The organism is Acetobacter fallax, assembly GCF_011516735.1.
Taxonomy (GTDB): Bacteria; Pseudomonadota; Alphaproteobacteria; order Acetobacterales; family Acetobacteraceae; genus Acetobacter; species Acetobacter fallax.
Map to the genome: position 1 here is coordinate 1 of NZ_WOSX01000075.1, position 8,263 is coordinate 8,263.

General features: G+C 54.3%; 6 protein-coding genes and 3 pseudogenes. 6 read left to right on the forward strand and 3 right to left on the reverse strand.

The window, feature by feature from the left end:
* Positions 1-129 precede the first annotated feature (129 nt).
* Both GOB85_RS17840 and GOB85_RS19745 read left to right on the forward strand, forming a co-directional pair.
* Entirely contained in the window at positions 130-1,761 is a 1,632-nt protein-coding gene (locus GOB85_RS17840) for an NAD-dependent malic enzyme (RefSeq protein WP_166319075.1), read from the forward strand.
* Positions 1,762-1,844: 83 nt separating this feature from the next.
* Positions 1,845-2,786 carry an AEC family transporter gene (locus tag GOB85_RS19745; RefSeq protein WP_019087324.1) on the forward strand — a complete coding sequence of 314 codons (942 nt, stop codon included), beginning with the start codon at positions 1,845-1,847 and terminating at the stop codon, positions 2,784-2,786.
* A gap of 156 nt (positions 2,787-2,942) precedes the next feature.
* Here the strand turns inward: GOB85_RS19745 and GOB85_RS17850 are convergent.
* The 3 pseudogenes from GOB85_RS17850 to GOB85_RS19835 form a co-directional block, all read right to left on the reverse strand.
* Positions 2,943-3,876 (reverse strand): annotated as a pseudogene (locus GOB85_RS17850) (IS630 family transposase).
* Between the two features lie 353 nt (positions 3,877-4,229).
* Positions 4,230-4,379 (reverse strand): annotated as a pseudogene (locus GOB85_RS19090) (IS5/IS1182 family transposase); the annotation flags it as partial.
* Positions 4,371-4,653 (reverse strand): annotated as a pseudogene (locus GOB85_RS19835) (hypothetical protein); the annotation flags it as partial. The pseudogenes GOB85_RS19835 and GOB85_RS19090, both read right to left, overlap by 9 nt.
* A 189-nt stretch (positions 4,654-4,842) precedes the next feature.
* Here GOB85_RS19835 and GOB85_RS17860 point away from each other — a divergent pair.
* From GOB85_RS17860 to GOB85_RS17875, 4 genes are all read left to right on the forward strand, one after another.
* Positions 4,843-5,606, forward strand: a protein-coding gene (locus tag GOB85_RS17860) for an IS5 family transposase (RefSeq protein WP_099045773.1) whose coding sequence is annotated in 2 segments (ribosomal slippage) — positions 4,843-5,176 and positions 5,176-5,606 — 765 coding nt in all. Because the reading frame shifts where the segments join, the coding sequence is not laid out codon by codon here.
* A gap of 112 nt (positions 5,607-5,718) precedes the next feature.
* Entirely contained in the window at positions 5,719-6,804 is a 1,086-nt protein-coding gene (locus GOB85_RS17865) for a ParA family protein (protein WP_173578741.1), read from the forward strand.
* Positions 6,788-7,387, forward strand: a complete 600-nt coding sequence (locus GOB85_RS17870; RefSeq protein ID WP_173578740.1) for a hypothetical protein — start codon at positions 6,788-6,790, stop codon at positions 7,385-7,387. Before GOB85_RS17865 ends, GOB85_RS17870 begins: the two co-directional genes overlap by 17 nt.
* 341 nt (positions 7,388-7,728) lie before the next feature.
* A complete protein-coding gene (locus tag GOB85_RS17875; protein WP_173578739.1) occupies positions 7,729-8,175 on the forward strand; it encodes a nuclease-related domain-containing protein in 447 nt (148 codons plus the stop codon).
* Positions 8,176-8,263: the final 88 nt, after the last annotated feature.

Below are 8,263 nucleotides of genomic sequence, written 5' to 3' on the forward strand. Positions count from 1 at the left end.
TATAACCATGACAGACCCAACATGGGGAACAGCGGGCTAACCCCCGCCCAGAAACTAAAAACAGCTGCCTGAATTCTCATTCAATGCCCCACTAAAAATGGGGGGATTACCGAACCGCGAGGAGAACACATGAGCCACGCCAGCACGATCCGGGGACAGGAAATCCTCAACAACCCCGCCCTCAACAAGGAAACCGCCTTTACAATGACTGAGCGTCAATCGCTCGGCCTTGAAGGTCTGCTTCCTCCGACTGTGGAAAACATCGACCGGCAACTGGAGAGGGTTCAGACGCAACTCGCCGCAAAGCCGAATGATCTCGAACGCTACATCTATCTCATGAGCCTGGCGGCCAGGAACAAGACGCTATTCTACCACACGCTGATGTCCGACCCCGCGCGGTTTGTGCCGATTGTCTATGATCCGACCGTGGCTGATGCCTGTCTGGCATTCGGACATATCTATCGCGGCAGCGCGGGCATGTATCTCACGCGCGACATGAAAGGTCGCTTCAAAAAAATTCTGCGCAACTGGCCGGTAAAAGACGTTCGGTTCATCTGTGTGTCCACCGGCGGCCGTATTCTCGGTCTTGGCGATATCGGCGCTAACGGCATGGGCATTCCCATTGGCAAGCTCCAGCTCTACACCGCCTGCGCGGGGGTGCCGCCCGAGGCGCTGCTGCCTGTGCTACTGGACATAGGCACCACGAACGCGGCGCTCCGGGCCGATCCGCTTTATCTTGGTCTGCGCGAGCTCCCGCCAGACGAAGCGGAGGTGGATTTGATCTCAGACGCATTTATCGAAGCCGCTACAGACGTGTTTCCCGGTGTCTGCATTCATTTCGAGGACTGGAAAGGTACCGATGCGATGCGGCTTCTCGCCCGCTATCGCGACAAGGTCCTGTGCTACAATGACGATATTCAGGGAACCGCAGCGATCGCGGTAGCAGGCCTGACCACGGCACTGCAGATCAAGAACGAGACTTTCGCCGATCAGCGCGTCCTTTTTCTGGGCGCAGGCTCAGCCGGGATCGGTATCGCAAGTATGATTGTCTCGGCGATGGTCGAAGCGGGTCTGGGCGAGGCCGAAGCGCGTGAGCGTATCGTACTGATCGATGTCAACGGTCTGATCGAGACCAGCCGGACCGATCTCAACGAGTGGCAGAAGCCGTTCGCGCACGAGGCGAAACCGACGAAAGATCTTCTCGAGGTCGTCAGAACCTTCAAGCCGACCATTCTGATCGGCGTCAGCACCATCGGCGGCGCATTCACCGAGGAGGTGGTCCGCGAGATGGCAAAACTGAACGAGCGGCCGGTGATCTTCCCGCTCTCCAATCCGACGAACAAGGCGGAATGTACGGCCGAGCAGGCCTATACCTGGACAAAAGGCAAAGCATTATACGCCGCTGGAGTCCAATTTCCGGACTTCGAATATCAGGGAAAGAGCTACCACCCGGGACAGGCCAACAATTTCTATATCTTTCCGGCAATCGGCCTCGCCGTTTACGCGACCCGTCCCGCGCGGATCACGGACGATATGTTCATCACCGCCGCCGCCGCGACAGCGGATCAGGTGGGGCCGAGCGCACGCGAGCATGGCATGCTGTTCCCGCTCCAAGCCAACATCCTGGAGACCGAAGTGACGACCGCCACGCGGGTTGCGGAGCATATCTTCGATAGTGGACAGGCCACCGTCGAGCGTCCGGAAAATATCCGCGCCTGGATCGAGGGGCTGCTCTACAAGCCGGTCTACAAGGAACTCTGACATACCTAAGTCATCCCCGGTGATCGGCTCGAGCCGATCACCGGGGATGATGAGGCCTTCTCTCACCAACCCGGAGCAGATCCGTGAATCTCGTGATACTCGTCGCCGCCATCGCTCCGGTTGTCCTCATATTCGGGCTGGGCTATCTGGCCGGGAAGTACAAGGATTTCGATCACGATCAGGCCATCGGTTTCAGTCATTTCGCGCTGAAATATGCCCTGCCGGTTGCGCTCTTCCTCAGCATGGCGACCTTCAAACGCGACTTGCTCCTTCAGCAGGGGCCACTCGTTGTGGTCATGATCATCGGATATTCGCTCTTCTTTGGCGTGAGCTATCTCGTCCTGTGCATGATGACGCGCGACCGGCTGACCGCAGTCCTCCTCGGCTATGCGGTGTCCTCCACAGCCGCACCGATCTATGGCCTGACGGTCCTCGATCCAATCTATGGCGATACGGTCGGCGGCGGCGTAGTCGGTCTGGCTGCGGTTGTCACAAACCTCTTACAGGTTTCAGTCGTCATCTACCTGCTCGAGAGCGCGTCCAGGTCAGAAACGTCGAGACCCTCGTTGGCCCGAACGCTTGGAAAAACGATCAAGAACCCCCTTGTGTGGGCACCGGTGCTGGGCACCATCGTGTCTCTGTCCGGTCTGACGATGCCGCCGGTTTCCGTGTCCGTGCTCAAGCCTCTAGCAGTCTGCGCACCAGGAGCGGCGATCTTCGCCTGCGGGCTCGCGCTTGCGTCTTATTCCCTTAATCTCAGATCTAGGACCGTTATACTGGGATCGCTCGTCTGTGTCGTCTTGCAACCAGCAGTCTTCTTCGTCGCCCTCAAGGCATGGGGACTAAAATCCGCTATGGCGAAAGCAGCTTTTGTCGCAAGTGCGATGCCTACCTCCACACCGTCTGCCCTGTTTGCCCAGCAGTATGGGAAGTGCGAGGTAGAAACAGCCAGCATCATGCTGCTCACGACGCTCGGCATGGTCGTCGTCATTCCCGCCACTGTCGCTATATGCGAGTGGATATAACGCAAAAAAATAGATGATTGGAAAAGTTCTCTGGTTTTAAGACCTGCCCTATGATTACAATTCCATGCACTGATTGGAGAAAATGAGTCCTGAAAAGGTCTGTTTTCCGTTTTGAGAAGCGTTTTGCTCATTTGAGTGCTCTAGAGCGGTTCCACTTTAGTCTGGTTCATATCCAGCGGCTGTAAAGAAGCTGGCGCATTCACTGTATGTGAAAGCCGGAAGCAGCGCGCCGACGGTATCCCACAGAGCACGGACAGTCCGTTCGGCTCTGGCGCGCAGCAAGGCCTTGAGTTTTGAGAAGGTCATCTCGATGGGATTGAAGTCCGGGCTGTATGGCGGAAGGAACATCAGTTCCGCCCCTGCCTGCTCAATGACCTTCTGTATTGCAGAAAGCTTATGCGCCGGAAGATTGTCCAACACGACGATATTGCCCGGCTTCAGTGTCGGGATAAGAACCCGTTCGACGTAGACCTGAAAGATTGTGCCGTTCATGGGACCATCATGTACGAAGGGCACGGTCAGGCCTGTCAGACGTAGCCCACCGGTGAAGGTCGTGGTTTTCCAGTGGCCGTGCGGCACACCGGCGCGGCAGCGTTCCCCGCGCAAGGCACGCCCGCGCAAACGGGCCAGTTTCGTTGAGAGGCTGGTTTCGTCAATGAACACCAGTCGCTGCGGATCGAGATCGGGCTGGAGAGCGAACCACTCCTGCCGTCGCTTCAAGACGTCTTCACGCTCCTGCTCCAGTGCATGAGCGGTCTTTTTTGAATGTCCGGCCGTGCTGCCGCAGCCAGCGGTTGAGCATGCTACGGCCAATCTCGATGCCACATTCGCTTTGCAGGCGCGCCAGCATCTCGTTGAGCGTAATGTCTTTCAGCACCTCGATCATGCCAGCAATGAACGCTTCATGCGCGTCCAGCCGTGACCCGCGTGGCTTACCCTGGCGATCGCCGCCTTCACGTTCCCGACGCAATCAGCGGATCGCTGACAAAATCTCAACTCCAAACTGCGCTGCAAGCGAGCGGGCCGGTGCTCCCGCAACTCCAGCTTCCACAACCCGCTCCCGAAGATTATCACTCAATGCTCGTGCCATCACCGTCTCCATCAACAAAAACGGTGAATCACATTTCACCTTCAGTGTCTCCTCTCGATTCAGAGTTCGGTGGAACCGCTCTAGACGAGGCGAAGACGATCGCGCAACGTTTAATCTGGAACTGATATTTTAAGATCCTGGGTGTGCAACCTTGATCACAGCTTCAAAATTAGCATCACCAGCGCCAAGAAAGCGTATCTACCCGTAGGAGTGGAAGGTCAGGCTCGTAAAGCTTTTTCACGAGATTTCCCATGCGCAACGTGCGATGAAATGTAGCGATCGAAGAGCCGTTAGTATATGCGTCCAGCCCCTAATTTCAAGTTTTGGACAAACAGTCCTGTCTGTGATTTTCAATCGGCAAAGACATGCTCGATATGGGATCTGATAACGGATTTTCTGGCACTGGATCTCTGGATATGCTTCGGCATCGGTTTGAGATAAAGCTGCTTGCGATGAACTCAGCAAACAAAACCCTGCTTTTCCATGAAGTCTTCATCGGCTTTTTCGGCCAGTCGTGTGACAGTGAATTTGCTGGTCCGGGCGATGGCTTACGAAGAGGCACAGCTTGCCCTCAGCTTTCTCGATTTCCGCTGATACCGAGATGAAAGAACCCAATCGGGGAACGTTTGAAACGCTGGCTTCTGGTCCTGTCTACTGGCCTTCGTCAGTCTGACGCGTCCCTCACGTGGCAACCGTTCCCGGGTTGATACCGAACTCCTCACTCAGCGCCGTGAGCGAAGCCCGCGATCGCTGTACTGCTGTTCGCACGGCATACATGGTCGTGACGACCGTCCATAATGCAATGCTTCCTTCATTCACGTGAAAATGCCACACAATTAAAGCCCGGGACTAAACACCGAGTTGGCTCTCTCTTCGGCACATTGGCATACCTAGGCTCAGGACCTGTTAATTTCTTGAGTTGAGCGGGCTGTTGTGATTCACAGGTTTACCGAAGGAGGTGAAGCTGTGAGTGACGTGTTTTTGCTGTCTGAGCACCAGATGGAACGGATTAAGCCGTTTTTTCCACTGGCGCATGGTGTGCCGCGTGTCGATGACCGTCGTGTCCTGAGCGGGATCGTTTACGTGATCCGCAACGGCCTTCAGTGGAAAGACGCCCCGAAAGCGTATGGCCCGCACAAGACTTTATACAACCGGTTTATCCGGTGGAGCCGCCTGGGTGTCTTTGACCGGATCTTCGTCGCCCTGACGGAGCAGGCAGGCCGTTCGAAGCGTCTGATGATCGATGCAACACATCTGAAAGCACACCGGACCGCGGCCTCCCTGCTCAAAAAGGGGCTTTTCCCCGCCATATCGGACGCACGAAAGGCGGACTGAACTCAAAGCTTCACGCTGTATGCGATAGTCAGGGCCGCCCTGTCCGGCTGCATCTGACCGCAGGTCAGGTCAGTGACTTCAAAGGCGCGGATGTTCTGCTGGCAAATCTGCCGGAAGAAACACAAGAAATTCTCGGGGACCGGGGATACGACAGTAATAAAATCAGACAGTCTCTCGCAGACCGGAATATCACCGCCTGTATTCCGCCGAAGAAGAACCGGAAATCAAAGCCGCCTTACGACTGGCATCTGTATAAAAAGCGTCACCTCATCGAAAACATGTTCGCAAAGCTCAAAGACTGGCGGCGTGTCGCAACACGATACGACCGGTGCGCTCACACATTCATGTCAGCAATCCATATCGCAGCAAGTTTCATCTTCTATCTCAAAGAATGAGTCCTGAGCCTAGCGGACGGATGCTAGCGAAAGCTGGCCGTCCATGGCTTTCGCCGTGTCCATTCCTAGGATACGCTCGCTACCGATAGAGAAATTAGCTTTTGGGGGTCCAATGTCGACGAGAATTGCCATTTTCAATCATAAAGGCGGGACTGGGAAAACCGTCTCCGCGTATAATATAGGCTGGAAGCTGACAGAGCACGGAAATAAGGTCCTGTTGGTGGACGGTGACTCGCAGGTAAATCTGACTGCACTTGCATTGGGTTTTGACGTATTCGACAAATATTACGAAGACGATTCTACAAAAAGCAAAAACATAAAGGACGGAGTTTCGCCAGTTCTAGAGGGAAAGCCATCAGCTTTAGAGCCATTCGATTGTCCGAGCGCCGCCAATAATCCAAACCTATTCGTTTTACCGGGGCACGCTGAACTCGCTGCTTACGAAGGACAAATCAGTCTCGCGCAAGAGACAGGCGGCACCTTGTCAGTGATGAAGAATTTGCCCGGTGCACTCCAAGCATTTATTGGCATGATTGAAGCCCAACATGAGATTGATTACACTTTAATCGATCTCAATCCTGGTCTAGGGGCAATTAATCAAAACCTTTTCATCGCATCGGACGCTTTTATTGTCCCAACGAACCCGGATCCATTCTCGCTGATGGCTGTGGGCACACTAGGCAATCATCTCGTTCGCTGGATGAATTGGAAAGACGCGAACTTCCATAAGTTTGAAGACGCGGACTATCCTCTTCATGCTTCAAGACCAGTTTTTCTTGGTACCCTGAATTCCAGGTTCAACAAACACGCCAGCAAAGCTGCCCGAAAATTTGACGAGCGGATCGCGCAAATCGATGAGCAGGTAGAGCAGCGATTGGTACCCACTTTACAAGCTGCGGGAATGACGGCCAAGCCGGAGTGCTATCAGCGAGCTTTTGACGAGTGGAAGGACAAACTCGCCGCCGACAATAAGGGCTTGCATGCCTTGGCGCGTATACCAGATTTTCAGGGTCTCATTCACACAGCAAATCTTGCTGATCTTCCAATTTTCAAACTTGATGACACAGCTTTAAAGGCTGACAACATTCAGGGCATTGTCAAAGAAAAGGCCGTAAGAAACATCGAATCTTTTGATGTAATTTATGAAGCAATTGCTTCCAAGATAGAGATGCTTGCTAGCAATGACTGCCGCATTTGACAGATTTGAAGAGCACATTAAACAATGTGCGGAAGCAATCGAAATCTATAATCATCTTAAGGGAGTTGGTTACGCGGCGGACTTTAGCCTAAGATTTGTTTGGGTAGCGTCAATTTCTGCGCTCGACTTCTACATCTCGGAATTGATCGTCGAGAAGGGAACGCTTCATTTTGCCAATAGCATCCCGCTATCCCAGAAGCTATTGAATGAAACAGTGCCTATGGCGTCTCTTCTCGCTTTGCACTCGGTAACGCCTGCGCAGCAGGTTCTTGAGTTTAGAAAGATTATTTCGCTGGCTGTGAAATTCCGAACATTTCAGAAGGCTGAGGACGTAGCCGACGGGCTCGCTTTCGTTTGGAACGAACAGCACAAGTGGAATGCGATCGCTGCTAAGCTTGGCGTTGAAAATAAGTCTGCAAAACGTAGACTAAATAGTATCGCGTATCGCCGCGATATGATTGTTCACAATGCTGATTTTGATGAAGCTACTGGCATCCTTCGCGCCTGCGATCCAAATCAAGCGCGGCAGGCTTCGGAATATATCCATGCCGTCGTGCAAGCGATCGATGAACTAGTTCCTTGATTTATTATTTCGTTTCGTCAACGCTGAATGAAACTTTTTCGAAAGGTTACACTTGGGCTTTGTCCCCAGACCGATTTCTATTCCTCTCGGCGGCAGGATGACCTTGAACGCCCGGTAATGAGCGCGAAGAGTGGTGCCAAAAGCGACCGCCATGGGCGCACACTGGCTGTCATACGTCGTCGAGTGAACGGCTGGAAAGATTGTCTGGCCGCTCCAAAGCGGCCGGACGGCTTCCCCCCCAACGCGGCCATTTTCGTTACTTCTACCCCCCACCAGGCGGGTCGCATGATTGTCAGCTAAGCCAGAGCAGGAGACATTCGTAACAAGAGCAGGTGGGCTTCATGGTGAGATTACGCCGACGCGGCGTTAGAAACCCCGGACATCCCCGCCTCACGCCCCATGAACAGGCGGTCTGGCGGTCCTTCCGGGCGGGGATTCAGGGTGACAAGGGCGAGAACGCCGTCTCTGACATTCTCAACCGCAGCGGGCTTCCCGTCCTCCACGATGTCATCCTGCCCGCTCAAAATGAGCGGACCACCCAGATCGACCACCTGTTTCTCAGTGCAGCCGGCATCCATGTCGTGGAAACGAAGCGCTATGGTGGCGAACTGACCGGGCACCCGGAAGACGAGAGATGGCGCCAGCGTTTCGCAGGGGAAGACGCCGACGCGGCACCTCGCCTGATCTACAGTCCCCTGATCCAGAACGCCGGCCATTGTCGGGCTGTGTATGCGCTGGTCCGTCTCGTGGATCCGGCGATTCAGGTGGAGGGATCGAAGAACCCTTGATTGATGTGCTTGGCCGGTAATTTCTGGGTTTTGGCGATTTGATTGACGGTTTTTGCGATGGCGTCCAGTCTGCGTTTTGAGCAGATTG